Source organism: Bacillus sp. FSL K6-0042 (assembly GCF_038006685.1).
In the GTDB taxonomy this organism is placed as follows: Bacteria; Bacillota; Bacilli; order Bacillales; family Bacillaceae_G; genus Bacillus_A; species Bacillus_A pseudomycoides.
In genome coordinates this window covers 1,123,468-1,149,498 of record NZ_JBBOVS010000001.1, presented here as the reverse complement: position 1 = coordinate 1,149,498, position 26,031 = coordinate 1,123,468, and the positions used below count along the sequence as shown (strand labels likewise).

General features: G+C 36.4%; 28 protein-coding genes and 2 pseudogenes. 24 read left to right on the top strand and 6 right to left on the bottom strand.

The genetic code is table 11. The annotated features are described in order from the left end of the window. The first annotated feature begins 66 nt into the window (after window positions 1–66). The 3 genes and pseudogenes from brnQ4 to MHH45_RS06085 all read left to right on the top strand — a co-directional run bounded on the left by brnQ4 (window position 67) and on the right by MHH45_RS06085 (window position 2,334). Window positions 67–1,404, top strand: coding sequence for a branched-chain amino acid transport system II carrier protein BrnQ4 (gene brnQ4 / locus MHH45_RS06095; RefSeq protein ID WP_077294390.1), 1,338 nt, complete (start codon window positions 67–69; stop codon window positions 1,402–1,404). A gap of 67 nt (window positions 1,405–1,471) precedes the next feature. Further along, a pseudogene (csaA, locus tag MHH45_RS06090) lies at window positions 1,472–1,800 on the top strand (chaperone CsaA). Between the two features lie 18 nt (window positions 1,801–1,818). Continuing rightward, entirely contained in the window at window positions 1,819–2,334 is a 516-nt protein-coding gene (locus tag MHH45_RS06085) for a DUF1572 domain-containing protein (RefSeq protein WP_077294387.1), read from the top strand. On the opposite strand, the gene MHH45_RS06080 is transcribed toward MHH45_RS06085, so the two are convergent. Next, the gene (locus MHH45_RS06080; RefSeq protein ID WP_242227070.1) at window positions 2,325–2,621 is read right to left on the bottom strand and encodes a permease; all 297 of its coding nucleotides are present in this window, start codon (window positions 2,619–2,621) and stop codon (window positions 2,325–2,327) included. The genes MHH45_RS06085 and MHH45_RS06080 overlap by 10 nt on opposite strands. A gap of 26 nt (window positions 2,622–2,647) precedes the next feature. Beyond that, window positions 2,648–2,941: a hypothetical protein gene (locus MHH45_RS06075; protein ID WP_088094324.1), complete on the bottom strand. Its 294-nt coding sequence runs from the start codon at window positions 2,939–2,941 to the stop codon at window positions 2,648–2,650. A gap of 89 nt (window positions 2,942–3,030) precedes the next feature. Here MHH45_RS06075 and spoIIP (MHH45_RS06070) point away from each other — a divergent pair, with 89 nt between their 5' ends. The 4 genes from spoIIP (MHH45_RS06070) to MHH45_RS06055 all read left to right on the top strand — a co-directional run bounded on the left by spoIIP (MHH45_RS06070) (window position 3,031) and on the right by MHH45_RS06055 (window position 6,220). Further along, window positions 3,031–4,185 (top strand): stage II sporulation protein P, encoded by a 1,155-nt coding sequence (spoIIP, locus tag MHH45_RS06070; protein WP_077294384.1) that lies wholly within the window; start codon window positions 3,031–3,033, stop codon window positions 4,183–4,185. Between the two features lie 315 nt (window positions 4,186–4,500). Next, window positions 4,501–4,998, top strand: a complete 498-nt coding sequence (locus MHH45_RS06065; RefSeq protein ID WP_077294381.1) for a GNAT family N-acetyltransferase — start codon at window positions 4,501–4,503, stop codon at window positions 4,996–4,998. Window positions 4,999–5,009: 11 nt separating this feature from the next. After that, on the top strand, window positions 5,010–5,750 hold the full coding sequence (locus tag MHH45_RS06060; RefSeq protein WP_077294378.1) for a M15 family metallopeptidase: 741 nt from the start codon (window positions 5,010–5,012) through the stop codon (window positions 5,748–5,750). Between the two features lie 23 nt (window positions 5,751–5,773). Then, a complete protein-coding gene (locus MHH45_RS06055; RefSeq protein WP_077294375.1) occupies window positions 5,774–6,220 on the top strand; it encodes an NUDIX hydrolase in 447 nt (148 codons plus the stop codon). Between the two features lie 71 nt (window positions 6,221–6,291). Here the strand turns inward: MHH45_RS06055 and MHH45_RS06050 are convergent. Then, a pseudogene (locus MHH45_RS06050) lies at window positions 6,292–7,035 on the bottom strand (MFS transporter); the annotation flags it as partial. Window positions 7,036–7,352: 317 nt separating this feature from the next. On the opposite strand from MHH45_RS06050, the gene MHH45_RS06045 reads away from it, so the two are divergent. The 15 genes from MHH45_RS06045 to MHH45_RS05975 all read left to right on the top strand — a co-directional run bounded on the left by MHH45_RS06045 (window position 7,353) and on the right by MHH45_RS05975 (window position 20,682). After that, complete coding sequence (locus MHH45_RS06045; protein WP_088094325.1) at window positions 7,353–7,781, top strand: NfeD family protein; 429 nt, start codon at window positions 7,353–7,355, stop codon at window positions 7,779–7,781. A gap of 2 nt (window positions 7,782–7,783) precedes the next feature. Beyond that, the gene (locus MHH45_RS06040) at window positions 7,784–8,752 is read left to right on the top strand and encodes an SPFH domain-containing protein (RefSeq protein ID WP_088094326.1); all 969 of its coding nucleotides are present in this window, start codon (window positions 7,784–7,786) and stop codon (window positions 8,750–8,752) included. A gap of 343 nt (window positions 8,753–9,095) precedes the next feature. Beyond that, on the top strand, window positions 9,096–10,226 hold the full coding sequence (gene spoIIP / locus MHH45_RS06035; protein ID WP_088094327.1) for a stage II sporulation protein P: 1,131 nt from the start codon (window positions 9,096–9,098) through the stop codon (window positions 10,224–10,226). A 200-nt stretch (window positions 10,227–10,426) separates the two neighbouring features. After that, window positions 10,427–11,899, top strand: a complete 1,473-nt coding sequence (locus MHH45_RS06030; protein WP_088094328.1) for a 4-hydroxyphenylacetate 3-hydroxylase family protein — start codon at window positions 10,427–10,429, stop codon at window positions 11,897–11,899. Window positions 11,900–12,052: 153 nt separating this feature from the next. Further along, window positions 12,053–12,799, top strand: coding sequence for an IclR family transcriptional regulator (locus MHH45_RS06025; RefSeq protein WP_016114611.1), 747 nt, complete (start codon window positions 12,053–12,055; stop codon window positions 12,797–12,799). 19 nt (window positions 12,800–12,818) lie between these two features. Further along, window positions 12,819–13,367, top strand: coding sequence for an FAD synthetase family protein (locus tag MHH45_RS06020; RefSeq protein ID WP_088094329.1), 549 nt, complete (start codon window positions 12,819–12,821; stop codon window positions 13,365–13,367). Between the two features lie 27 nt (window positions 13,368–13,394). After that, window positions 13,395–13,934 (top strand): 3-hydroxyanthranilate 3,4-dioxygenase, encoded by a 540-nt coding sequence (nbaC, locus tag MHH45_RS06015; RefSeq protein ID WP_006094629.1) that lies wholly within the window; start codon window positions 13,395–13,397, stop codon window positions 13,932–13,934. Beyond that, window positions 13,919–14,962, top strand: coding sequence for an amidohydrolase family protein (locus MHH45_RS06010; RefSeq protein WP_077294369.1), 1,044 nt, complete (start codon window positions 13,919–13,921; stop codon window positions 14,960–14,962). The genes nbaC and MHH45_RS06010 overlap by 16 nt, the downstream gene beginning before the upstream one ends. Next, the gene (locus MHH45_RS06005) at window positions 14,934–15,392 is read left to right on the top strand and encodes a RidA family protein (protein ID WP_077294366.1); all 459 of its coding nucleotides are present in this window, start codon (window positions 14,934–14,936) and stop codon (window positions 15,390–15,392) included. The genes MHH45_RS06010 and MHH45_RS06005 overlap by 29 nt, the downstream gene beginning before the upstream one ends. A 12-nt stretch (window positions 15,393–15,404) precedes the next feature. Next, window positions 15,405–16,874, top strand: a complete 1,470-nt coding sequence (locus MHH45_RS06000; RefSeq protein ID WP_077294363.1) for an aldehyde dehydrogenase — start codon at window positions 15,405–15,407, stop codon at window positions 16,872–16,874. A 76-nt stretch (window positions 16,875–16,950) separates the two neighbouring features. Continuing rightward, the gene (locus MHH45_RS05995) at window positions 16,951–17,730 is read left to right on the top strand and encodes a 2-keto-4-pentenoate hydratase (RefSeq protein WP_016114616.1); all 780 of its coding nucleotides are present in this window, start codon (window positions 16,951–16,953) and stop codon (window positions 17,728–17,730) included. 32 nt (window positions 17,731–17,762) lie between these two features. Continuing rightward, complete coding sequence (locus MHH45_RS05990) at window positions 17,763–18,662, top strand: acetaldehyde dehydrogenase (acetylating) (RefSeq protein WP_016114617.1); 900 nt, start codon at window positions 17,763–17,765, stop codon at window positions 18,660–18,662. Then, complete coding sequence (gene dmpG, locus MHH45_RS05985; protein ID WP_016114618.1) at window positions 18,649–19,674, top strand: 4-hydroxy-2-oxovalerate aldolase; 1,026 nt, start codon at window positions 18,649–18,651, stop codon at window positions 19,672–19,674. Before MHH45_RS05990 ends, dmpG begins: the two co-directional genes overlap by 14 nt. A 3-nt stretch (window positions 19,675–19,677) precedes the next feature. Then, window positions 19,678–20,466, top strand: coding sequence for a 2-keto-4-pentenoate hydratase (locus tag MHH45_RS05980; RefSeq protein ID WP_016114619.1), 789 nt, complete (start codon window positions 19,678–19,680; stop codon window positions 20,464–20,466). A gap of 15 nt (window positions 20,467–20,481) precedes the next feature. Continuing rightward, window positions 20,482–20,682: a 4-oxalocrotonate tautomerase gene (locus MHH45_RS05975; protein WP_255255003.1), complete on the top strand. Its 201-nt coding sequence runs from the start codon at window positions 20,482–20,484 to the stop codon at window positions 20,680–20,682. Between the two features lie 47 nt (window positions 20,683–20,729). Here MHH45_RS05975 and MHH45_RS05970 read toward each other — a convergent pair. Next, window positions 20,730–22,192, bottom strand: a protein-coding gene (locus MHH45_RS05970; protein ID WP_340862107.1) for an IS1182 family transposase whose coding sequence is annotated in 2 segments (ribosomal slippage) — window positions 20,730–21,625 and window positions 21,625–22,192 — 1,464 coding nt in all. Because the reading frame shifts where the segments join, the coding sequence is not laid out codon by codon here. 472 nt (window positions 22,193–22,664) lie between these two features. On the opposite strand from MHH45_RS05970, the gene alr reads away from it, so the two are divergent. Further along, complete coding sequence (gene alr / locus MHH45_RS05965; protein ID WP_016114623.1) at window positions 22,665–23,840, top strand: alanine racemase; 1,176 nt, start codon at window positions 22,665–22,667, stop codon at window positions 23,838–23,840. 38 nt (window positions 23,841–23,878) lie between these two features. Here alr and MHH45_RS05960 read toward each other — a convergent pair whose 3' ends face one another. Together MHH45_RS05960 and MHH45_RS05955 are read right to left on the bottom strand one after the other, a co-directional pair. Then, window positions 23,879–24,748, bottom strand: coding sequence for a GNAT family N-acetyltransferase (locus MHH45_RS05960; protein WP_016114624.1), 870 nt, complete (start codon window positions 24,746–24,748; stop codon window positions 23,879–23,881). Window positions 24,749–24,803: 55 nt separating this feature from the next. Continuing rightward, on the bottom strand, window positions 24,804–24,989 hold the full coding sequence (locus tag MHH45_RS05955; protein ID WP_016114625.1) for a hypothetical protein: 186 nt from the start codon (window positions 24,987–24,989) through the stop codon (window positions 24,804–24,806). Window positions 24,990–25,166: 177 nt separating this feature from the next. Here MHH45_RS05955 and MHH45_RS05950 point away from each other — a divergent pair, with 177 nt between their 5' ends. After that, window positions 25,167–26,024: a YitT family protein gene (locus MHH45_RS05950; RefSeq protein ID WP_003197206.1), complete on the top strand. Its 858-nt coding sequence runs from the start codon at window positions 25,167–25,169 to the stop codon at window positions 26,022–26,024. The last annotated feature ends 7 nt before the right edge of the window (window positions 26,025–26,031 follow it).

Sequence of the window (26,031 nt, the reverse complement as noted above, 5' to 3'; positions counted from 1 at the left end):
AGAGGAGGATGCATAGCATATTGTGAAAGAGACAAAAACAATAGAGACATGCTATGCAAAAGAGAGATGAAGGGACGATTAAGGCCGGGAGATACGATAGCGATCGGTTTAATGTTGTTTGCATTATTTTTAGGAGCAGGAAATTTAATTTTCCCACCAGTATTAGGACAACAAGCTGGAGAAAATGTTTGGATTGCCACAATTGGATTCCTTGTAACAGGAGTCGGACTTCCTCTATTAGCTGTAACTGCTGTCGCTTTTGTAGAAGGGGACTTGAAAGCGTTATCCTCTAGAGTACATCCTATATTTGCGTTTATTTTCCCACTAATTAGTTATTTAGCGATTGGACCATTCTTTGCAATCCCGCGTACAGGGGCAGTTTCATTTGAAATGGGAATGAAGCCGTTTCTATCAGAAGCGTTTGTGTCAGAGTGGTATATGCTGTTTCTATATACAGTAGTTTTCTTTGGGGTTACTTGGTATTTATCATTAAATCCATCAAAACTAATTGATTGGTTTGGAAAGTTCCTTACCCCATTATTAGTATTAATTGTTGCTGTAATTGTTGGAAAAGCGATTATAGATCCAATTGGGGCGCCTGCTGCACCATTAGATGCATACAAAGAAAATGCATTTTTTGGCGGATTTATTCAAGGATATTTAACGATGGATGCTATTAGTGCACTTGTATTTGGGATCGTTGTTGTACAAGTTATTCGTTCAAAAGGGATAAAAGATAGTGGACAAATTGCAAAAACAACAATTATATCAGGAATTATTGCTGTGATAGGCTTAACATTAATTTATTTATCACTTGCTTATCTTGGTTCGACAAGTACATCACTTGGCGTTTCTGATAATGGAGGTCTTATTTTAACGAAAGTTGTAAATGAGCTATATGGAACAAGTGGAAAAGTATTGTTAGGCCTTGTTATTACACTTGCATGTTTAACAACTTCAGTTGGACTTACATCGGCGTGCGCGGGATTCTTTACAAACTTATTCCCAAGATTATCACATAAAATGATTGTCACATTGGTATGTGCGTTTAGTTTATTTGTATCAAACTTAGGGTTAACACAGCTTATTGCTGTAACATTGCCTGTGTTAATGATTATTTATCCTGTTGCGATTGTACTAATTGTTCTGTCTTATTTCCATAAATGGATTGGGCAGCGAAATACAATATATATCGGTGCGATTTTAGGGGCACTAGTTATTAGTCTATTTAACGGTTTAGAAAGTGCAAATATTAAGTTTGATGCTATAATAAATGTGTTGCAAATGCTTCCTTTATATAAGGAAGGAATTGGATGGTTATTGCCTTCATGTGTTGGTGGAGTTATCGGTTACTTCCTATATAGACCAAATGAATCAAGGGAGTTACAAAAGAAAGGTGCTTAGGCATCTTTCTTTTTTTAGAGGGAATTTGCATGTTTTGTCTAAATGATAATTTGGAAGGGAGAATAAAATGGCTAATTTTGAAGACTTTTTACAGTTAGATTTACGTATTGGAACGATAAAAAAGCAGAAGAGTTTAAAGAAGCGCGTGTACCTGCAATTAAGCTGGAAATTGACTTTGGTGAACTTGGTATGAAGCAATCCAGTGCTCAAATTACGAAGCGGTATACACCAGAAGCGTTAGTTGGAAAACAAGTTGTTGCCGTAGTGAATTTTCCACCAAAACGTGTTGCAGGCTTTAAGTCAGAGGTGCTTGTGTTAGGAGGAGTCCCAGAACATGGTGATGTAATCTTATTGCAACCTGATATAGAAGTCCCAAATGGAACGCCAATTAGTTAATATGGGAGAGGGCTGGAAATGGAAGTTAGAAAAGCTTATTTAGAATGTGTTTTTTCAAACTTTAAGGCGATTCAAAAGCAAGGAGAACAATCGCTTTCACAGTTATCATATGAACAACTATGCTGGACACCTCATGAAGAAGCAAACAGTGTTGCGATTATAATTAAACATTTGCATGGGAATATGCGCTCAAGATGGACAGATTTCTTAACGACAGACGGTGAAAAGCTAGATCGGAATCGTGATGGTGAATTTGAAGGCGGTTATGCTTCAAAAGAAGAAGTGCTAGTAGCATGGGGGGAAGGATGGGGGTATGTTTTTCAAGCGCTGCAATCATTAACTCCGCAAGACCTTTTAAAGATAATTCATATTCGGGGTGAAGCACATAGTGTTATGCAAGCGATTGAAAGGCAGATTGCTCATTATGCATCACATATTGGACAAATCATCTATGTTGGCAAAATGTTAAAAGAAAAAGATTGGGAGTGTTTAAGTATTCCTAAAGGACAGTCTAATCGCTATCTTCAAAAGTGACGTTCGATATAATAATAAGAAATGAAGCGATATAGAGCTGGTAGTAAAAAAAAGATCCAAATAATTGAGGGTTCAGTTATGGTTAAAACACTCCCTATAGCGAGAGTGTACCAAATGAAATATGCTCCAAATAACGTGTTAATAGGAATGAAACTAGAAAAGAAAAATTGTTGGCTAAAACAAGTATTGTGAAATAAGTAGACACGTATGTAAAATATTGTGGTGATAAGATCTTGTTTTCTGACAATTTTTTTCTGGCATTTATGACATATAAAAGTTGTTCTCATTTTTACACTCCATTTAAAGGTAAGTATTAAGTTTTTCTTACATTTGTTACTAGTTTATAAATAAGGAGATATAAAGAATACACTCCTACATAAGCCCCGGTAAGGAGAAATAATGGATTCAATAAAATACTGTGAATGGTTGTCATAAATACTAAGCCGTGCAGTACAACATCATATATGTTAAAAGCAATTAGTATACCAAGTATATATAATGAAAGGTACGCGCAAATATCTAAGAAAGCACGGATTTTAGGGTGTGCTGCAAATAATAAAAAAAAACATGATAAAACAATAGGAATTATACCTATAATTAGCTTCAATTCACTTCACCTCTATGACAATATAGCCGAAATTTAGGCGGTCTATTCTCTATAGCTTGTACATAAGTTGGAACAGAGAGGGTGATGTTATGAATCGAGGCTTTTTTTATGTAAAATTAACGAGTGTACGAAAGCTCATTTTATTTGTTGTCATTATGATGTTAGCAACTTTTTTTCTTATTAGTATGATGGTGACTTCATTGAAAGAAACAAAGTCAGCATATTTATATAATTGGTTGAATGAGTTGTCAATAAATGGTTATATGTATGTGGTTGGAAAGGAAAATCACTATTTTACACAAGAATATCGGAATTTAAATCAAGATTTTTCGATTTCATCTTTTCTTTTTTCAACTGTAACGAATATTCGATTTGATGATGTACGTAGCTTTGTTGGAAAGGAGCTTCCGGGTTTTGGAAAATACGATACGGAAATCGTCATTGCTGGTGAAGGAACAGATTATTCTAACTTACCAATAGAATCGAGTGTTCCACTTGAGGAAGTAGTGAAAGAGCGGACTGGAGAAACAGGACAAGTTCCGAAAACGGATACAAATAAAGACAAGAAACAACCAGCTCAAACAACTGGGAAAAGACAAGTGGCCTTTATTTATCATACGCATAGCTGGGAGTCTTATTTGCCGTTATTAAATTTGACAAATAATCCAAATCCCAATAAAGCGACAAGCTCTGTGACGAATATTTCTATTTTGGGAGACAGATTCCGTGAGCAATTAGAAAATGAAGGGATAGGGGCAGTTAATGATAAAACAAATGTTGGGGAGAGGTTGATTAGTAAAGGTCTAAATGATACAAGTTCTTATAAAATGTCTCGTGAAATTGTACAGGAAGCAATGGCTAGTAATAGAGAATTGCAATACTTCTTTGATTTGCACCGAGATAGCGCTCGTAAAAGTGTCACAACAAAAGCGATTGGAGATAAATCATATGCGAAGCTTGCTTTTGTCATTGGAAAAGGAAATAAAAATTATACGAAAAACTTACAATTAGCAACTGCGCTACATGAAGCGATTAATAAGAAATATCCTGGAGTAAGCCGCGGTGTTATTCAAAAGGGATTTCAAACAGGGAACGGCGTTTATAATCAGGACTTATCAGGACAAGCGATTTTAATTGAAGTGGGAGGTGTAGATAATACATCTGAAGAATTAAACCGTTCCATTGATGTATTGGCGAAAGCGTTTAGTGAATATTTTTGGCAAGCAGAAAAGGTAAATGGATGAACGTAAGTGAGATACTTACGTTTTTTTGTGTGTTCAAAAAATAAAAAGATGGAAGCCAACAAGCTTTTATCCCGCTATCCGCGGGTAGTAAGCCCCAACTTTAAAATTTAGCAAATGTAAAAAATGTAAGTGAGGTAAGAAGAAAACTCCCGATGATTAAATTTTCAATTTATTGTCACAATTCCCTCTTCATTATATTAATATCGAAAATTGTCTATTTCTCCTGGGGAAAATAGAAAGGAATTTCATAAAAAAATAGCGAAAATCTCTTTATAAAGAAAATTTTTATATTATAAACTTGGTAGGGTGATAGAAATGATTCGAGAAATTCGAGTAGAGGACGCAGCAGCATTTTTGCAATTAGGAAAACAATTGGATGAAGAAACTACTTTTATGCTATTAGAACCAGGTGAACGGAATACAACAGTAGAGCAGCAAACACAAATGATTCAACGTTTTGTAGAAGATCATAATTCTACTATATTTGTAGCAGTAGATGGAGAACAATTAGTTGGATTTATTTTAGCTAATGGCGGTAATGTTCAGAGAAAAAAGCATGCAGCAGCAATTGTAATTGGAATCTTACAAGAATATGGCGGAAAAGGAATTGGGACGACATTGTTTAAAGAAGTAGAAAAGTGGGCAAGATTACATGATGTATGGCGTTTGGAATTAACAGTAATGGCCCACAATACAAGAGCGCAGGCACTATATAAAAAAGCAGGATTTGAACAAGAAGGTGTCAAAAAAGCTTCTCTTATTGTCGAGGGTGAGCGTGTCGATGAGTATTATATGGCCAAATTATTAAAATAAGAGGTCGTTGTATGAAAAAAAGATGGACACTACTGGGTGTCGTAGTAGTTGTAATTATTATTGGAGTGGCAAGCATTAATTATAAAATGTATAAAGATAAACAGGCACAAGAGGTGAATAGTAGCGTTGTATTTCCAAAAGCACAAGAAACTATTGCTAAAATGGAAGGAGATCTTGCGGTTATCAATAATCCTGATTCCGTACTTGTACTTGTAAATAAAAGCAGACGGCTACCAGATCGCTATAAGCCACAAGATTTAGTTATTCCAAAAGTGCGTTATTCGAGTGAAGGTGATCAAGAGAAAAAGAAGATGAGGAAAGAAGCAGCGCAGGCACTTGAAAAAATGTTTGCGCAAGGAGATCAGGAGCGGATTTTTCTTTTTGCAGTTTCTGGATACCGGTCTTTTGATCGGCAAAAAGCATTAAATACAATGTATAAGATTCAAGATGGAGAAGCAAAAACAGCAATGTCTAGTGCTGTTCCAGGAACGAGTGAACATCAAACGGGACTCGCAATGGATATTACATCACAATCAGCTAAATTCCAATTAGAGTCTGTTTTTGGAGATACAAAAGAAGGGAAATGGCTATCTCAAAATGCGCATCGATTTGGTTTTGTCATTCGGTATACAAAAGAGAAGGAGTCCATTACGGGTTATCGGTATGAACCGTGGCACGTACGTTATGTAGGGAATCCACAAGCGACATATCTATATGAAAATCAACTCACCTTAGAGGAAGCGATGAAGTAATGAATTGAGGGGAGACGGATTAGATGACGATGTTATATAAGAAAAAAGTATATGCATACATTATAAGGGAGAAAGCAGGAGTTATGCAGTTGCTTGTTTTTACTCATCGTGATATACCAGAAGCAGGTATACAGGTCCCAGGTGGCACAGTTGACGAAGGAGAAAATTTAGAAGAAGCAGTACTACGTGAAGTGTTAGAAGAATCGGGTTTACATCATTTATGTATAGAACGTTTCATTGATGATTATATCATCCATGTGAAAGAAAAACAGGAATATCAAAAACGTCACTTTTTTCATATGTCGTTGCTAACAGATGTAAAGGATTCATGGGAACATACAGTAAGTGCGGGAGAGGAAGATCGAGACTTAGTATTTTGTTACGAATGGGTTGATATTGCAAAGTGCCCTGTATTAGCAGGAAATCAAGGTGAATTTATTCATTTATTAGAAGAGATGTATGTGAAGTAGAAAGTTTGTTCATATAATAAAAAACGTTTTAGACAGATTTTGTTCGTCTAAAACGTTTTTTATTTTCTTTTATAATAGCTTGTGTTAATATAACCCCACCATTCTTCTCCTTTATGAAGAACGGTCGTTACGTAAGCCATTGTAATACTACCAATCCATATCGTTCCAGCAAAAGTTTCAATTAAGTCCATATATGTAACGGTACGGAGGGAGGGGTGCTGAAATAAAAGTTTCCATCCTTCTATTAATATAGCTGATTTGGAAGACGACTTCTCTATTATTTGTTCAGTTTGTATAGCGTGCAATGAAACATATAATGCAATACATCCAAAAATCATTAATACATTGTTTATCATAAGTGTAGAAGTAGCACCAATTAATAAGACCACTACACTTGTGAATGAATAAGCAGCTGCTTGAACAATTTGTGTTGAGAAGGAAAAGACACTATTTACTTTTACTAATTTTTCTTGTGATGTTAGACGTGGAATAACATCATATAATAAAGGAGAACTCCAACCTTCGCATAATGAAATGAGAATAATAAAAGCAAGAAGGGCAATGGTGTTAGATGATAGTAAGGGAAATAGTGCAGTTAAAAGAATCAAAAGGAAAGTCTTGACCCCTTGTAATGTAAAGAGCAATGAATAAGATGGAAAACGATTCAGTAGAAGTGGTGAGGATGTACTCGCAATAAAACTTGTAATCACTCGTAATAATGGAAAAAGAGCTGTGATAGTAGCTGATTTAGTTGTTATATAAATATGAGTAGTAAGAATCATTATGTAAACAACTTCAGCAAGAGTGATGCACATTTTAGAAAACCAATAAAAGAATATCGATTGTTGGTGCAATATTGGTACCTCCACTCAAAGAATAATACATATTTCTTTATAGTAATCATAATCCGCGGAATAAATTTTTGAAAGAATTTTATTTTTTGTAACTTTTATACAGGAATTTTCATGTATAATAAAGAATATATTAATATATTATTTTAATAATACTCATTATAACAGTGAATATGTATAGTAGCTTCCGATGAAACGTCTCGCCTTAATTAGGAGGACGTGATAAACAATTCTTTTTTTCATATACATATAGAAAATAAAAAAGAAAGTGAGGGTTGCATATGGCTGGATGGGTAGTTTGGTTTATTATAGCCGGTATTTTATTTATAGCAGAAATGTTATCGATTACCTTTTACATGTTATGGCTTGGAATTGGAGCTGTTGTCGGAGGTCTTATTGCACTGTTTGCCCCAGAAGCGCTATTCTTACAAGTTGTTGTCGGGGCAATTGTGAGTTTAACATTGACTTTCTTTACGAAACGAATCTCCAAAAATTTTCGCGAGGCAAAAGGATTTACCGATACTGTCGATAAACTTGCTGGTAAAAAAGGAATTATCATGCAAGCGGTTACAAGTGAAGAGAATGGGATTGTGAAAGTGGATGGCGATACTTGGACTGCTATTTCAGATGTTCCCATTTCTACTGGGGAAAGAGTCATTGTTATAAAGAGGAGCAGCACTGTTTTACATGTGAAAAGGGAGAGTGAATAAAAATGGTAGCATTAACATTAACGATTATTTTTGCATTAATTGTCATTGTATTTATCGCGTTAACAATTAAAATCATGCCCCAACAAAAGGTAGGTGTGGTTGAAAGATTTGGTAAATTTCAACGCATCATGCAGCCAGGGTTAAATCTAATAATCCCAATTGTAGATCGTATACGTGTATACCATGATTTACGTATTCAACAAACAAATGTGCCACCACAAAAGGTAATTACGAAAGATAACGTACAAGTAGAAATTGATACAATAATTTTCTATCAAATCGTTGAACCGGAACTTGCGACATATGGTATTTCTAACTATGAATATGGTGTTCGTAATATTACATCTGCAACAATGCGTCAAATCATTGGTAAGATGGAACTGGATGAAACATTATCAGGGCGTGAAAAGATTTCAACAGAAATTCGTCTAGCTCTTGACGAAGCAACAGAGAAGTGGGGCGTTCGTATTGAACGTGTGGAAGTTGTTGATATTAATCCACCAAAAGATGTGCAAGTATCCATGGAAAAACAAATGAAAGCAGAGCGTAATAAGCGTGCGATTATTCTAGAAGCAGAAGCGGCTAAACAAGATAAAGTTCTTCGTGCTGAAGGGGAAAAACAAAGTAAAATCTTGATGGCTGAAGGGGATAAAGAAGCGCGTATTCGCGAAGCAGAAGGTATACGAGAAGCGAAAGAATTAGAATCGCAAGGGGAAGCAAGAGCAATTGAAACGATTGCGAAAGCAGAACAAAACCGAATCGAATTAATACGTGCAGCGGACTTAGATGAACGCGTTCTTGCTTATAAATCATTTGAATCGTTAGCTGAAGTAGCAAAAGGACCAGCAAATAAGGTCTTCATCCCATCTAATGCAATTGAAACCCTTGGCACACTTGGTGCAATCGGTGAAATTTTTAAAGAAAAACAAGCGAAGAAATCACCTTCGTCGGATACACCGAAAGAACAATAACTAACGAGAGAGAAATGGGCTGCCATTTCTCTTTTTTTATTTAGGGGGGATTGTACAAAACAGGCTGTAGATATTTTGAAGATTTGTATATCATTTATATTTGTTCTGAGTGAGGCAAGGTAAGAAAAGACATTATTTTTAACTTACACTTAAACTCGGGTGCAACACAAATTGAAAATGGAATTCTAGTATGTAAGGTCTAATTTAAAAGTCTAGTAAATATATATTACATAAAGCTTGTACATATCCATGTTTGAACTACCACCACTTACTCATTGGTCTGTGCCCTTCACGTTCCTTGAGGTGGGGGCTTCTCACCTAAAATGATAAAGAAGGTGATACATTGAAAAAGTATGCAACTCGTATACATGGAAAGAAATTTCTATTTTTAATCTTATCATATGTATTTGTAGTGATAGTAGCGGCGTCTATTGTGACCTCACTTTTACATACTATGAAATCTTATTATGCGAGTCAGTGGTTTGGAAAAATATCAATGCAAGGATTTATTCAAATGTTTGAGAGCGAAAATCGCTATTTTGCATCGGATTATTTTAAAACAAATAAACGAGAGTCTGTTGGGAATTTATTGTTTTCTATCACAACAGATCTGAAAATACATGATTTACGAACGTTCGTTGGCAAAGAAGTACCGGGGATGTCAAAGTATTACTCTAATATTATCGTAGCTGGAGAGGGAACGGACTATACGAATATTCCGAATGAATCTAGTGTACCGATTGAAGAGGTAACGAAAGAACGGGAAGTAGCGAAGGATAAAGTCACAGAAGCAGACAAAAAGAATCCTGTACAAAAAAATAAAAACGATGTAAAAGGTGAAAAAGCTATATATATTTATCACACGCATAGTTGGGAGTCCTTCTATCCATTGTTACCTGGGGCGAAGAGTCCATCAAGTCCGGATGTAAATGTCTCACTTTTGGGAGAGCGTCTAAAAGAACAGTTGGAAGGGCAGGGAATACCGGTTCTTCATGACAAAACAAACATGGGTGATTTATTGGCGAATAAGAAATGGAAATGGTATCAAGCATATACCGCATCTCATGGATATGTGAAAGAAGCCTTGGCACAAAATGATAAAATTATGTTTCCAATTGATATTCACAGAGACGATCAGCGGAAGAATGTTACGACAAAAGTGATTAATGGCAAATCCTATGCGAGGTTATATTTTATAATAGGGATGGAAAATGAAGGACGCTCCCATAATGAAAAAATTGCAAGAGCGATAAATTCGTATTTAGATGAAAACTATTATGGGTTAAGTAGAGGGATTTTTCCGAAATACAAAAAGGACGGAAATGGAGTTTATAATCAGGATTTATCTAAAAATGCAATGCTTATCGAAGTTGGTGGCGTTGATAATACTTTAGAAGAGCTATATAACACAATTGATGTGTTAACTGAAGCATTTAGTAAATATTATTGGGATGCGGAGAAGGTGAATGGATGATATGAAAGGAACAGGGAACTGTTCCTTTTTTACATGTCCCTTAAAAATTTTACTAGAATTTCATAATGTGAAATAAGGCAGTAGTTTTGAGTTGAGATTGTTTTATAATAATTTAAAATTCTGTCAATTTGAAAAAGTGACAGAATTTCTAAACTTATTTGTATAGTAAACTTCAAAATGTATATATTGGAGGGGTAAAAATGGCGATTCGAACAGGGGCTCAGTATATTGAAGGATTAAAGGCAAGAAATCCTGAAATTTGGATTGGTGGAAGAAGAATAACCGATGTTGTGAATGAAGATGTTTTTCGGGAACCGATTTTACAAATTGCTAAATTATATGATATGCAGCACGATCCAGAGTATCAGGACAAGATTACCCATATATGCGAAGAGACAGGAGAGCGGGTTTCGAATGCATTTTTAGTGCCAAAAAATTATGAGGACTTAAAAGCACGCCGCAAATTGTTTGAAGTATGGGCAAAAGCTACATTTGGTTTAATGGGTAGAACACCAGATTTTTTAAATGTTACAGTTACTTCAATGGCGAGCAATGCATGTTTTTTTGAAAAATTTGATTCCTCATGGGGGACCAATATAAAAAATTATTATAAACATATACGTGATCAAGATTTGTTTTTAACACATGCGATTATCAATCCACAAAATGATCGAAGTAAAGCTTCACATCAGCAAGAAGATGCAACGATGCATTTAGGTGTAGTGAACGAAACAGAAGAGGGAATGTATGTAAGCGGAGCTAAGATGTTAGCGACACTTGCACCAATTACAGATGAGGTAATCATTTATTCTTATCCAAGTTTTAAGCCGGGTGATGAACGTCATGCAATTTCTTTTGCAGTTCCTATTGATGCACCGGGTTTAAGGATCCTCTGTCGCGAGCCAATGCAAGATGGAAAACGATCCTTGTTTGATCATCCACTTGCATCAAGGTTTGAAGAAATGGATGCACTACTTGTATTTCATAATGTGTTTATTCCGTGGGATAAAGTGTTTATCTATCAAAGTGTAGAGGCTGGAAATCAGCTGTATCCAAAAACAGGAATTGGTCATCAACCAGCACATCAATCAGGAGTAAGAGGATTAGTGAAACTTTCTTTTGCAGCAGAAGTGGCTATAAAACTAGCAGATTCAATTGGAGTAGACGGCTTTTTAAATGTACAAAATCAGTTAGCAGAATTAATCCAAGATGTAGAAACAATCCGTGCACTCTTGCAAGTAGCAGAATATGAGTATGAAACGAATGCATATGGTGAAGCTGTTCCTGCGAGATTACCGCTGGATACAATACGTAGCTTATTACCTAAAATGTATCCACGTGCTATTGAAATTATTCAAACCATTGGGGCTGGTGGCCTACTAATGTTACCAACAGGTGCCGACTTTATGAATCCAGAGATTCAAGAGGATATGTATAAATATTATATCGGGCGTGAAGGAGTATCTTCTGAGGAACGCGTTCGATTATTTAAATTAGCTTGGGACTTATGCGGTGAAGCGTTTGGACAACGCCTATTACAATATGAGCGTTATTATTCTGGCGATCCAGTGAGAAAAATGGGTATGTTTTATAATGCGTACAAAAAACAACAATCGCTGTCACTTGTGGACAGTGCCTTGCGAACAGAATTATCTGGAAATTCATTAAGGTGACAATAAAATGATCACGCTTACATTTTAAAATAAAAGAGGAAGGAGCCGCAAATAGATAACAAGAATTTTACTGTTAGGATGTAAATCTTCTTACATGTTTTAGCTATATATGAACCGGAAAATATGTAACTGGAATAGAGGAGGTAAGTTATTGTGATAGCATCTATCAGTAAGATTTGTAAAATTCTAAATTGTTTTACGAGTGGCGAGCCAGTGTTAGGAAATTCTGAAATTGCTGCAAAATTAAATATGAACCCGAGTACAGTTCACCATCTTGTCCGTACATTGTGTGAAGAAGGAATGTTAATTCGAGATGAGCAGAGAAAATATCGACTGGGATGGAAATTGTTGGAGTGGGGCAATCAAGTGATGTTTCAACAAGAGATTTATAGCGGGGCGATTCCAATCGTTGAAGAACTTGTAAGGAAATTTAATGGGACGGTGCATATCGGTATGTTTGACCGTGGAGATGTTGTATTTATTTTGAAAATTTCATCAAAGGATTCTGTTCAAATATCAACTCATGTCGGATCAAGAAAACCTGCATACTGCACAAGTACAGGAAAAGTCCTTCTTTCATTTAATCCTTCTTCTTTAGAGTATACTTCAGAAAATGGGCTGTTGCCTCGAGCGCCAAATACAATTACTTGTATGAAGAGATTTCAAGAAGAGTTACAGACAATTCGTAAGCAAGGTTATTCCATAAGTGATAACGAAAATGAACATGGATTATATGGCATTGCGGCTCCTATTCGTTCTTACACCGGGAGAACCATTGCGGCTCTTAATATTGTTGGTCCGAAAACGTATATGCAAGGAAGTAATCGTCAAGTCATGATTCGAAGTGTGATGAATACTGCAAATTTAATTTCAAAGGAATTTGGTTATTTAGACATTTAATCATAACTGTAAAAGAGAGGTGAGAATCATTTATATACATGATTATAGTGTACCTGAATTGGAAAAATCGATTGTTTCTATTGGTGCGTTTGATGGTGTGCATAAAGGACATCAGACCGTTATTAGAAACGCGGTGGAAAAAGGGAAAGAACTACAGATTCCAAATGTCGTGTATACATTTGATCCACCACCACGTTCTTATTTTCAGGGAGCACAAGTGCTAACGCCAATTAATGAGAAGTTAAATCGATTTCAGGAGCTCGGTGTTGAACATGTAATTGTTATTCGTTTTGATGAGTCGTATGTAACGAGAAGGGCTAGTTACTTTATTCAAGAATTACAAAGATTATGCCCAATTGAAATTTATGTCGGAGAAGATTTTCGATTTGGAAAAAATCGCGAGGGTGATATAGAGCTACTGATGAAATACTTTGATGTTTCTATCGTCGAAGAGGTTTGCTGCGAAGAAGGTGAACGAATTTCATCAACGAGGATACGGAATCACTTATTTCAAGGAGAATTACAAAGGTCTCAATCCTTATTAGGATGGCCTCTTAAAACAATATAAGCGAATGAATTATAAGGAGGAAAAAACATGTCAAAAACATTACAATCTTTTAATTTACTAAAATGGATTGATGAAAATAAAGAGTTATTGAAACCACCGGTAAATAACAAGGTAATTTGGCAAGACTCAGAGTTTATTGCCATGATTTTAGGAGGGCCAAATAGAAGACGTGATTTTCATGTTGATCCTTCAGATGAATTCTTTTATCAAATAAAAGGCGAATGTTATGTGGAATGTATTACGGAAGAAGGGAAACGTGAAGTTGTTACAGTGAAAGAAGGAGATGTGTTTATGTTACCAGCCATGGTGCCACATTCACCGCACCGCGTTGCAAACACATATGGATTAGTAATTGAAAGGAAACGTAACCAAGGAGAACTTGAAGATTTTGTTTGGTTCTGTGATGAGTGTAATCATGAAATGCATCGCGTACGGGTTCAATTAACCGATATTGAAAAACAAGTGAAAGAAGCAATTCATAGTTTTAATTCAAATAAAGAAATTCGTGCGTGTAAAAACTGCGGACATATTATGCCAGAAGAAGTGGAGGAATGGAAGTGCGAATAGATTTTCATACACATATTATTCCTGAAACATTTCCGGATTTTGAGGAGAAGTTTGGTGGTGGACGTTGGCCGATATTAAATCGCACTTGTACATGTGGTGCTGCGATTATGGTTGGTGGGAAAAACTTTCGCGATGTGACAGATCAAGTATGGTGTCCGGAGAAAAGAATTGAAGATATGAACCGTGAAGGTGTTGATATACAAGTATTATCACCAATTCCTGTTACATTTTCCTATTGGGCAAAACCAGAAGAAGCTGAAGCAATGGCGCGTATTCAAAACGATTTTATTGCAGAAACAGTATTGGCATATCCAGATCGTTTTGTTGGGTTAGGGACAGTACCGATGCAAGATGGAGAAACGGCAGTTCGTGAGATGGAGCGATGCATAACAGAATTAAACTTACATGGAATTGAAATTGGCACGAATGTCAATGGGAAAAATTTAGATGATCCATCATTTATTGAATTCTTCCGAATGGCTGAAAAGTGGCAAGTCCCAATTTTTATTCATCCATGGGAAACATTAGGGCGTGATAGAATGCCACATCATAATTTTATGTATACAGTTGGAATGCCAAGTGAAACGGCTCTTGCCGCAGCCACACTTATATGGAGCGGGATAATGGAGAAGTTTCCTAGGTTGAAAATTTGCTTTGCTCATGGTGGAGGTTCTTTTCCATATATTTTGCCGCGATTAGATCAAGGGTGGCAAGTATGGCCACATCTGAGATTAACTACATATCCTCCGAGCCATTACGCAAAGAAATTTTACTTCGATTCTTTAAACTATGATCCTATCAACCTTAAATATATGATAGAGCGATTTGGACATGAAAAGATTTTTATGGGGTCGGATTATCCGTTTTTACTACGAGAAATTCAGCCAGGTAAAGTAATTGACGAGACACTTGATTTATCAGAGGAGCAAAAGGAAGCTATGCTTGGCGGAAATGCAGCGAGTTTCTTAAATATTGATATGAAAAAAAGAGGTGTAGTATATGCAGAAAGTACAAACACCAGAGAGTAAATTAAATGAAATGGGACTCATACTACCAGCTATTCGTCCAGCGGTAGGTAATTATGTAAGTTGTGTAAGGGTCGGAAACTTATTGTTTACTGCTGGACAAGGTGTTGACCAGTGCCATGGGAAATTAGGTAAAGATGTATCAATAGAAGATGGATATAAGGCAGCTAGGCAATCTATGTTGAACTTATTAAGCGTTGTAAAGAATGAACTCGGTGATTTAAATAAGGTGAAACGAGTTGTGAAGTTACTTGGATTTGTAAATAGTACAGAAGATTTTATTGATCAGCCAAAAGTGATGAACGGTGCATCCGATTTATTAGTAGATGTTTTTGGTGAAAAGGGAAAGCATGCTCGTTCCGCTGTTGGAATGGCTCAACTACCGAATAATACAACAATTGAAATCGAGATGGTTTTAGAAATTGTAGAGTAGGAGGTAAAGAGTGTGAATAAAGAACTATTAGCTGAAAAAATGAAAGTAAAAGATGCGAAGTTATTTATTGATGGTCAATATGTCGATGCGATGTCCGGCGAAACGTTCGATACGTTCAATCCATCGACAAATAGAAAACTTGCCTCTGTTGCACAAGCAAATGAAGAGGATACTAAGCGAGCAATAGACGTGGCGGGGCGTACATTCACAAGTGGTATCTGGAGTAAAATGCCTGTGGAAGAGCGCTCAGCTATTTTATGCAAAATGTCAGATTTGATTATGGAGAAGGTAGATGAGTTAGCATATGTAGAAACACTTGATGTTGGAAAACCTATCAAAGAGAGTCGTGACTTTGATATTCCGCGTTCGGCACATAATTTTCGTTTCTTTGCTGAAATGGCAAAGTATATGGTGCATGAACATTATGATAAGCATAACTTTATGTCATATGCAAAATATGCACCTGCAGGAGTAACAAGTTTAATTATTCCTTGGAATCTACCATTTATGCAGATGACGTGGAAGGCGTCTGCTGCACTAGCCGCTGGTAATACAGTGGTTGTGAAACCAGCTTCTTACACGCCGCTAAGTGCAGTCATGCTCGGTGAAATTGCGAACGAGGCTGGGTTACCTCCAGGTGTACTTAATATTATTACAGGACCAGGAAGTACGGTAGGAACGAAAATGACGATGCACCCGTCTGTAAGACGTATTTCATTTGTGGGGGAAAGTAATACAGGGAAAACAATTATGCGGAATGCCGCAGAAAACTTAATACCAGTTTCGTTAGAATTAGGCGGGAAATCAGCAAACATTGTATTTGAAGATGCTGACTTAGATGAAGCGGTACAAGGATCAATTGAAGCAATTTATCGGAATCAAGGAGAAATTTGTTTAGCTGGTTCAAGATTACTTGTACAGGAAAGCATATATGAACAGTTTCTAGAGAAATTTGTAACAGCGGTGAAAAAGATAAAAGTGGGAGATCCACTTGATGAAGATACAGATATGGGAGCGCTTGTTTCAAAATCACATCTAGAAACAGTTGATCAGTACGTGGAAATAGGTCTGTCAGAAGGAGCAAAATTAGCCCACGGCGGAAAAAGAATCGAGAGTTTAGCACAAGGAAACTTTTATGAACCGACTATATTATATGATGTCGATAATCGTATGCGTGTAGCTCAAGAAGAGATTTTTGGTCCAGTTTTAGTTGTTATACCATTTAAAACAGAAGAAGATGCAATTCGTATCGCAAATGATTCTATTTATGGTTTAGCGGGAGTTGTTTGGACAAATGACCTTAGAAGAGCACAACGAGTTGTTTCGCAAATTGATTCGGGATTATTATGGATTAATTGTTGGTATGTGCGAGATTTACGTACCCCATTTGGTGGTTCTAAGGCAAGTGGTATTGGCCGAGAAGGTGGACGCCATAGTTTTGAATTTTATACAGAAGCAAAGACAGTTACGATGAAATTATAAAGTGAAACTTACATCAGTGGAATGGTATTTCCACTGATGTGTTCTAAATATAGATTTTAAAAATGAGGTGAGATAAATGCAAGTGTTAATAAAGGAATTAGCAGATGAACTTATACAGGCAGAACAAACGTGTAGGCCAATTTCGCCTTTCACGGAAAGGTATTCAAATCTATCAGTTTTAGATTCGTATAACATTCAGCTCGAAGTAGTGGGACGAAAGTTAAGACAAGGCCGCAAAGTGATTGGGAAGAAAGTTGGACTTACGAGTAGTGCAATGCAACAAATGCTTGGGGTAGATGAACCAGATTACGGACATTTACTAGATGATATGAAAGTAGAAAGTGGAAGTGTAATCTCGATAGATTCGTTTGTATCTCCAAAAGTAGAAGCGGAAATCGGATTTGTTTTAGCTGAGGATTTGAATGGACCTAATATTACATATGTAGATGTGCTAATGGCAACGAAATATATTGTACCTACACTTGAAATTATTGATAGTCGTATTGCAGACTGGAAGATTAAGCTTGTCGATACAGTAGCAGATAATGGCTCTTCTGCAAAAGTAGTTGTTGGTGAAAAGATGTCCAATGTATCTGAAGTAGATTTGCGTACGGCTGGAATGGCGCTCTATAAAAATAATAGTTTAATTGCTACTGGAGCAGGAGCAGCGGCATTAGGACATCCTGCACAAGCGATTGCTTGGCTAGCGAATAAACTTAGTGGATTTCATATTTCATTGAAGGCAGGGGAATTAATTTTGCCAGGTGCATTATCGGGCGCTGTTTCAGTTCAATGTAATGATGTAATTCAAGCTGATTTCGGATCTCTTGGTTCGGTTTCTATTAAATTTGTATAGTTTTATAGTTGTGTGAAAAGGAGGGGATATATGTGGGGAAAGTGAAGGCGGCTATTATAGGTTCCGGAAATATTGGTACGGATTTAATGTATAAATTAAGAAGAAGTGAAGTAATTGAAATGACTGCTATGATAGGGATAGATTCTGAATCAGACGGATTAAAGCGAGCGAAGGAAGAAGGATATGAGATTTTTGATAATGGTATACAAGCAATTATTGAGAATCCTAGCATAGCAGATATTGTATTTGATGCAACTTCAGCCAAAGCTCATATTCGTCACGCGGAAGTCTTAAGAGAGTTTGGGAAGCTAGTGATTGACTTGACTCCTGCAGCATGTGGCCCATTTGTTTGTCCAGCTATACAAGATGGTACTCATGTAGAAATGCGAAATGTCAATATGATTACATGTGGTGGGCAGGCAACAATTCCAATTGTTCATGCAATCAATGAAGTAGCGGACGTTACGTATGCGGAGATAGTTGCTACGATTTCTAGTTTAAGTGCAGGTCCAGGTACACGGGCAAATATTGATGAGTTTACGATTACGACAAGACGTGGGATTGAAGAGCTTGGTGGAGCAGATTGCGGGAAAGCACTTATTATATTAAATCCTGCGGATCCTCCTATTTTAATGAGAGATACAGTATATTGCGAAGTTAAGCATATGGATGAATTCATTATTGGGCAAGCAATTTGTAAGATGGTTGAAGTAGTTAGGTCATACGTTCCAGGATATTCTTTAAAACAAGAGCCAATGTTTGATGGAAACCGTGTGACTGTATTTTTAGAGGTAGAAGGAGCCGGGGATTACTTTCCTCCTTACGCTGGGAATTTAGATATTATGACAGCAGCGGCATTAAAAGTTGGTGAAGGATTTGCATCTCGAATAATTGGAGAGCAGAAGCGAGGTATGATGAGTGAAAAGAAATAGTGATATGCCAATCAAAATAACTGAGGTTTGTTTGCGTGATGGAAGTCATGTAATGAGGCATCAATTTACAGAGGAACAAGTTCGGTCTGTAACTAGGTCGTTAGATGAGGCTGGTATGCATTATGTTGAAGTTAGTCATGGGGATGGATTAGGTGGTTCCACTTTGCAATATGGAAAATCGTTAGTAGATGAAATGAAACTCATTGAAGCGGCAGTGGAAGAATGTAGACAGTCAAAGGTAGCTGTGTTACTTATTCCTGGTATTGGCACTGTCCATGAATTAAAACAAGCAGAAAGCATTGGAGCAAGACTTGTTCGTATAGCAACCCACGTAACGGAAGCGGATGTTTCCGCTCAACATATTCATTTTGCACGAGAATTGGGTATGGAAGTGTGTGGTTTTTTAATGATGGCACATTCGGCACCGATACAGAAATTGGTAGAACAAGCAAAACTTATGGAAAGTTACGGGGCACAAGCTGTCTATGTAACAGATTCAGCTGGAGCTTTATTGCCTCATGAAGTACGTGAACGTATCCAGGCATTACGTCAATCCCTAAATATTGAAATCGGCTTTCATGGCCACAATAACCTTTCTGTTGCAGTAGCGAATACGATTACTGCAATTGAAGAAGGAGCAACCCGTATTGATGGAAGTGTCCGCTGCCTTGGAGCTGGAGCTGGGAACGCGCAAACAGAGGTATTGTTAGCTGTATTGGATCGGATGGGATATACGCTAGATGTAGATTTGTATAAAATGATGGATTTGGCAGAGGATATTGTTGCACCGCTGTTACCAGGACCACAAGAAATTCAAAAAGGTAGTCTTGTCATGGGATACGCTGGTGTATATTCAAGCTTTTTACTACATGCTGAGAGAGCTGCTCATAGATTTGGTGTAGATGCTCGTGATATTTTAATAGAACTTGGCAAGAGAAAAGTAGTTGGTGGGCAAGAAGATATGATTTTAGATGTAGCAGCTGAATTAGCAAAGATAAAAACGGGGGTGTAAAATATGGCTTTAGTTAAAGGAGCGGATTCAGAGATTATTGAATATTTACTTCAGGCGGAGAGGGAACGAAAAGAAGTAGTAAAGGTAACAGATCAGCATCCGGATTTAACAGTAGAAGATGCTTACATATTGCAAAAACAATTAGTTGAACAAAAGATGAAAGAAGGATCCAAACGAGTTGGTGTAAAGCTTGGGTTAACGAGTAAAGCGAAACAACAAATGATGGGGATTGAGGAAGCAATTTACGGTTATTTATTACATGATATGTTAGCGTTTGAATGGGAACCTGTGCAGTATGAAACGTTGATTCATCCAAAAGTAGAACCAGAGATTGCCTTTTTAATGGGAGATGATTTACAGGGTACTAGCGTTACAGCGGATGATGTATTAAAGGCAACAAAATATGTTACGCCAGCTTTGGAAATTATTGATAGTCGTTATTTGAATTTTAAATTTACATTGCCTGATGTAATTGCAGATAATTGTTCATCCTCAAAATTTCTATTAGGAAGCAAATGGATTAACGCTCAGGAAATAGACTTAGCTAATGTTGGAATGGTTATGTCGAAAAACGGTAAAACGGCGACAACTGGCACAGGGGCAGCTGTACTTGGACATCCGGCAACGGCAATTGCTTGGGCGGTAAATAAACTTGGATTACAAAATGAAGGGTTGAAAAAAGGTGATATTGTGCTAAGTGGGGCATTATCTGAAGCGGTTGCTTTCAAAACTGGTGACGCTATTATTGCGCAGTTTGAAGGGTTGGGTAGTGTATTGATGTTTTGTGAATAAAGAGTAAAGCGAGAGATGGGTATGCCAATTGTACAAATTCAAGTTATTGAGGGTCGAAAACAGGAGCAGATTCAAAATCTCATTTCAAATGTTACAGATGCAGTTGCAAAAAGTTTGGACGTGGAGACTGAACGTGTACGTGTACTAGTAAATGAGATTCCGGGTTCGCATTGGGGTGTCGGAGGAAAGGTAAAAGGTAATGTAGAAGAAAAATAGTGTTGTTGAGTAAAAGTAATTCTTATTAAAAATAAGAATTACTTTTTTCAGAGTGTTGGGAAACCCTTTAGGGTTTCCGACACTCTGAAGTTTTTTAGTATTTTAGTGAACGAAAACAGTAAAAAATGATAGAAATACAAAAAATAGCCCTTCACCTGACCCTTTTTGGTCAGATGAAGGGCTATTTTTTTCATATTTTGGCAGGCTGCAGTGAGATAAGCCTGCATTTGGACAGACTTTAGCCCCCTGAACCGAGCGTATCGATAGCCATGTAATTCTTTGGCATCCGCAAAGCTTCGTCCAATCGTAGAACACCGTACTTTATATAATTTTTTTCCTGTACGGGTTAACTTATTTTTTCTGGCGATATCTTTATACTCTTCCCAAATATGATGAGTAAGAACTTTCTGCTTTTGTTTCACTGAACAACATTTGTCACGCAACGGACAAACTACACAGTCTGTTGGATTAGACTTATATTGGCGATATCCTTCTCGATCAGTTGTCGCATATTCTAAAATACATCCCATTGGACAGGCAAATACATCTGTTTCTTTTTCATATTTAAACTGGCTTTTTGGTACGTCTTTATTTCGTTTTCCAAATCGGCGATACCCCATCACCATAAATATATTCTGTTCCGATAATTTTTTACAAATGTAGCTTGTAAAATATCCTGCATCAAGCGCTACCGCTTCTACTGCAAATCCAAATTTATCAATTTGCACTTGCAGGCGTGCTAAATACGGCTCGGAATCCACTACATTTCCAGCCGTAATAAAAGTGTCTGTAATAATATTATATTTTGCGTCAGTTGTTCTATGGTCTAAGAAATGAAAACCATTTGGTTTTCCATCTCTCATTAAAAAGCCACTATCAGGATCCGTTGTACTTACACGTGTTTCTTTGATTGGGGTATCACGTTCCTTTCTAGGTTTTAATCCTTTTTTCCATGTTTTTCTCGATCTTCCGTTATTGCTGCTTCTAACTCTTCTATATAAGCTTTCGGGCGTTCTTCTTTTACTTTTTTTACAAATTTGTTTTTATTTGCGTTTGCTTTTACGTGTGTGGAATCTGTCATCAACGCACGTCCTCCTACCATGCGATGTTCCATCGCTTGACGTACAATTCCCTCGAAGATTTCTTCAAAAATATTTGTATGAAGAAAACGAGTACGACGATTCCAGCTAATTGTTGAATGATCAGGAACAGGATCTGATAAAGAAAACCCTAAAAACCACCGGTATGCAATATTCATCTTAATCTCTTTTTCTAATTGACGCTCAGAACGAATACCGTAAAAATAGCCAATAAACATCATTTTGAATAAAACGATAGGATGAATAGAAGGACGTCCATTATTTTCACAATAATAGGGACGTAACTTTTCCTCAATAAAATCAAAATTAATTGTTGCCTCAATTGCACGAAGAAAATGATCTTGAGGAACTAACTCTTCAACAGAAACTGATACGCACTCATTGCGATGATTTTTCAATGCACCCATCATAATAAAATCGCTCCTTTTCCTCTTTTTATCAGTGTTGACAGATTAAAAGAGGCTCAGACACAAAAAAAGGCCGTGGAGAAGACTTTCTCCACAGCCTGTAAAAGTAATTCTTATTAAAAATAAGAATTACTTTTTTGTTTGTAGAGCGAAAGTAAGAGAGTTAGATGGTGATACGCTCCATCTAACTTTTATTTTAATAGGCTTAATACTCTTTGTAGGACTGATTTCTTCTCTTTTCATTAACAATGAATCTATTTTTGATGAGGCTTAAAGTCGATTAATGTAGCTTGAGCAAACATTGTAATTCTCCTCATCTCCGTATATAATAGTGTCTTAGGAGTATTAAATCATATTCAAAATTCCGAAAATTCTAGTAGTTTGACTAGGAAAATGAAAAGTATTATATTGTAAAAGGTCATAATTAAACGAGAAATAGAATGGAAAGCAATTATTGAGTTAGGAGTTTAGACCCATGAGTTCGAGATATGGAAGAGATACAATTGTTGAAATTAACTTAGATGCTGTAAAACATAATGTAAGAGAATTTAAAAAACGTGTGAATGATAAAAATATTGCAATGATGGCAGCGGTAAAAGCAAATGGGTATGGACACGGGGCGGTTGAAGTTGCAAAAGCGGCAATTGAGGCAGGAGTGAATCAACTTGCAGTTGCTTTTGTAGATGAAGGAATCGAACTACGCGAAGCAGGAGTTACGGTGCCGATTTTAGTTTTAGGTTATACACCAGTGGAAGCTGCTAAAGATGCTATTGGGTATGATATTATGATGACGGTATATAGAATAGAGGATCTAAAAGGTATCAATGAAATTGCTAAGCAACTTGAAAAGAAAGCGCATATTCAAGTGAAAATAGATACAGGAATGAGTCGCATTGGTTTACAAGAAGAAGAGGTTGCGCCATTTTTAGAAGAACTAAAAAATATGAAATATATAGAAGTAGAAGGTATGTTTACACATTACTCTACAGCTGATGAAATTAATAAAACATACACAAATATGCAAACCAGTTTATTTGAGAAAGCTGTAAATACAGCGAAGGAAATGGGTATTCATCTTCCGTATATCCATAGTTCAAACAGTGCTGGATCAATGGAGCTAAGCAATACATTTCAAAATATGGTTCGTGTTGGAATCGGGATTTATGGTATGTATCCTTCGAAAGAAGTAGATCATACAGTTGTTTCTTTACAGCCAGCACTATCATTGAAGTCGAAAGTGGCTCATATTAAGCACGCGAAAAAAAATCGTGGTGTAAGTTATGGGAATACGTATGTAACAACAGGAGAAGAATGGATTGCGACTGTTCCAATTGGTTATGCAGATGGGTATAACCGTCAGCTGTCGAATAAGGGGCATGCGTTAATTAATGGAATTCGTGTACCAGTTCTTGGGCGCGTTTGTATGGACCAGTTAATGTTAGATGTTACAAAAGCAATGCCTGTACAAGTAGGAGATGAAGTTGTTTTCTACGGTAGACAAGGTGAGGAAGAAATTTCTGTAGAAGAAATCGCGGATATATTAGGTACCATTAATTATGAAGTGACTTGTATGCTAGATCGAAGAATCCCACGTGTATATAAAGAAAATGATGAAACGACTACTGTTGTGAATATATTAAGAAACAAATGAAATAGAAAAGGACTGAATCGCTAAGATTCAGTCCTTTTCTATTTTAGTAAATTATAATAATCATACCTTGTTGTAATCTCAAAACCACACTGTTTATAAAGTTTTAGAGCACTATCGTTTTTAGTTTCAACTTCTAATTCAATCTTCGTTCTTCCCTCAGTTAATAGCTGATGTATGATGTACTGCAAAATGCTTTTTCCATATCCTTTTCCTTGATAAGAAGGATGAACAGCAAATCCGGATAAGGAAGTAAATCCGTTTTGTTTATTTACTGTAATGGTCCCGATTGGCTGTTTATGAATGAGAGAAATATATACTTGGTGAGTAGGTGAAGACATTATTTTTTGTAACCAGGAGGATGTGTTTGTCAATGAATCACCAAAAGCTCTGCTAGAGATTTCTAAAAGAGTAGGAAATAGTTCAGTAGATGCTGGGATAAGCTCAATCGTATTTTTTTGTATAGTTGTTTGTTGTGTGTCTAACTGAAACTCCATACCGTACTCGCTGTATAAGTATGGTAAGTGGGCCTGTTTGGCAAAATCTTTTCCAGAGGTTGATGCCCCGTTTATAATGAGTAAGACTTCATCAACATCTCGTTGTTGTATTTCTTCCATGGCCGTTTGCAAAAGAGTAGTTCCTACTTTATGTTTTCTGAAATGAGGGTGGACAAATCCTGTTAATTCAAGTTTCGTCGGTCTTTCAAATTCATACATACTTAACACACCGATTAATTGTTCATTGTTATAAAAAAGAAAATCGTTTAGCTGGTTTTCTTTTCGATTCTTAAGAATATTGACGTGCAAGTCTGATGGATAATCGACGCCATCTTTTCGTTTACAAATATGAGCTAAATCTATAATGTGCTGAATTTCAGTCATTGATAACCGTTTCTTTTTTCGAATCTGCATATTGTAATCTCCTTAAGAGTATTTTAGAAAAAGGCGGGGTGTTGTAGCCATTCCTCTAAATCCACATTTCCTTGAACGGATAATAATCGATATAAATTAAATATCGGTACGGTGCCCTACATTGTTCTAAATTAGGAAGAGGCATAATTGTTTCGTAACCTTTTCGGAAAGCATGATCTTCATAACCTGGGTGTAATGTGTCTATAGATAGGATAGGGGAGGTAAATAGGGCTTGTAACATAAGAAAACTCCTTTTCTCTAAAAATTCAATAAAATCATTATATATTATTTAGACATAGAATATATAAAAATTTCCAAATTAGTGTCGAATTTGTGTAAATAAAGCCATTTCTTTGAAAAAATAGAGAATTTTCGGTATGATAATACTAAGAAAATATATCTGTTTTGGGGGTAATCAATGAAAAAAATATTTGAATATGTTTTATTAACAATTGGATCGATTATTGTAGCTGGCTCATTGGAGTTGATTTTGGCACCAAATGGACTGGTAGATGGTGGGGTAACAGCCATTTCTATTATGGCGAATAAAGTTGCTGGATTACCGCTTTATGGTGTGTTTTTAGGACTTAACATTCCTATCTTATTATTTACTGCAAAAGTAATGGGGAAAAAGTTCTTTATTCGTACGTCCTATGCAAATGTTGTAACAACTCTCGGTTTAATTTATTTGAAGCCATTTCCGGCTATCACAACGTCTGAATTACTAATTGTATTGTATGGTGGAGTATTATTTGGAATTGGTGTTGGAATTGTTGTGAAGATGGGCGGTGCAATTGACGGGTCAGAAATGTTAGCGGTCTGGATGAACAAACATTTTAAAGTGCCGATTAGTACATTTTTACTTGCTGTAAATGCTGTTATTTTTGTATTTGTCGCTATTTTGTTTTCAATCGAGCAAGCGATGTTCTCACTTGCAATTTTCTATATTGTTACGAAGATGATTGATTTCATATTAGATGGCATTAATCAAGGCAAGAGTGTCATGATTATTTCGAGTAAGAATAAAGAAATTGGTGAACTTCTTATGAAGGAGTTACAACTTTCAGTTACGTATCTACATGGAGAAGGTGGTTTTTTAGGAGAGCACCAGAGAATTATCTACTGTATTACAAACCGTTTTATTTATCCGAAGATGAAAGATCTCGTTCTCTCTGTAGATTCAAGTGCCATCATTGAAGCTTCTTATTCAACGGAAACAACTGGCGTAAAACGCCCAGGTATCTCATCACGTTCAGGGCAAACATCAAATGATTAGGTATGTG